Here is a 1,409-nt window from a genome sequence, read left to right on the forward strand (position 1 = left end):
TCGCGGACAGCAGTCCGGACCCGGCGAAGGCGAGGCGGGTCAGCAGGTCGCCGCTGGTGTCGGTCGGGCGGATCTCCTCGGTGAGGACCCCGAAGACCCGGGCCGGTGTCGAGGCCCTCCTCGATGCGGAAGGTGGACGCGCCGGTGACCTGGTCGCCCGCCATGATCGAGTGCTGCACGGGGGCCGCGCCGCGCCAGGACGGCAGCAGCGAGAAGTGCAGGTTGACCCATCCGTGGCGGGGGATGTCCAGCGCGCTCTTCGGGATCAGCGCCCCGTACGCGACGACGGGGCAGCAGTCCGGGGCGATCTCCCGCAGCCGGGCCTGGAACTCCGGGTCGCGGGGCCGGACGGGCTTGAGGACCTCGATCCCGGCCTCCTCCGCCCGCTCGGCGACGGGGCTGGCGACCAGCCGGCGGCCGCGCCCGGCGGGGGCGTCCGGCCGGGTGACGACGGCGGCGACCTCGTGGCGCCCGGAGGCGATCAGGGCGTCCAGGGCGGGTACGGCGACCTCGGGGGTGCCTGCGAAGACCAGCTTCACTGGGTCCTACCTCGCTATCTCGGCTGTCAGCAGCGCACCAGTCTAGGGGACGGACACCCCGGCCCACCTGCGGTATCGGGGGGCGTACGCACACACGCGCGCCTCTCGCATATGCCGACACGCCCCCAGTGCGTGACCTGGGCGCCCGCTGGCGCGTTGGTCAAGAGAGATTGACCGAAACGGGCCGCGATCAAGACGGTGTCTGCGGCCCGATCCGCTCTCCAGCACCGGTTCGAGAGGCTTCTCCATGGCCGACCACGCCACCCATGACGCCCAAGCACGGGCCAGCCTGCACCTCCTGGTGCGGGACATCGAGCGGGTTCGCCGACAGGTGGACGCACTGCGTACGCTCACGGCCCAGCTCGGCAACGTGTACCGCCCGCGCCGCTCCGGGCCCTCCACGGGCTTCGTCGTCTACGGCAGGGCCCCCGCCCCCACCGTCCGGCTCGCCCAGGAACTTAGGGACAGCGTCGAGACGCTGGTCACCGCGGCGGTGGACTTCGACCGCTCCCTCGGGTTCTCCTGGGACGCCGTCGGCTCGGCGCTCGGCGTCACCAAGCAGGCCGTGCACCGCCGCTACGGGGCACGGCGGGCGCAGGCCGCCGAGGCGGCGGAGCCGCTGGCCGAGGGCACCACGACGCGGACGCTGGGCCCGCTGCCCACCATCCCGGCGGCGCGCTCGGTGCCCCCGCAGCCCGTCCGCGAGGAAGCCCAGGCCGCCGCGGCCCGCCAGTCGGCCTTCCCGGGCCCCCGCAACGGCTGACCCCACCCCGCCGCCGGGCCGCCGACCCCCGACGGCACCGGCCCCGCGGACGTTTTTCCTTTTAGGCAGCCCTGCGGGGCTGTCCCCCACCCGCCCTTCCACCGTTC

1 protein-coding gene and 1 pseudogene are annotated in these 1,409 nt (G+C 74.5%); one reads left to right on the plus strand and one right to left on the minus strand.

Features of this window, described 5'->3' with window-relative positions; genetic code table 11:
- Window positions 1-539 (minus strand): annotated as a pseudogene (locus SSNG_RS06520) (methionyl-tRNA formyltransferase); the annotation flags it as partial.
- A gap of 247 nt (window positions 540-786) precedes the next feature.
- Between SSNG_RS06520 and SSNG_RS06525 the strand changes: the two are divergent.
- Window positions 787-1,302, plus strand: coding sequence for a hypothetical protein (locus tag SSNG_RS06525; protein ID WP_007263017.1), 516 nt, complete (start codon window positions 787-789; stop codon window positions 1,300-1,302).
- Window positions 1,303-1,409 lie beyond the last annotated feature (107 nt).

Source organism: Streptomyces sp. C (genome assembly GCF_000158895.1).
Classification (GTDB): Bacteria; Actinomycetota; Actinomycetes; order Streptomycetales; family Streptomycetaceae; genus Streptomyces; species Streptomyces racemochromogenes.

Bases quoted from the DNA above. Each gene is read 5' to 3' on its own strand.
- SSNG_RS06525 (WP_007263017.1), top strand. From the start codon at position 787: ATGGCCGACCACGCCACCCATGACGCCCAAGCACGGGCCAGCCTGCAC.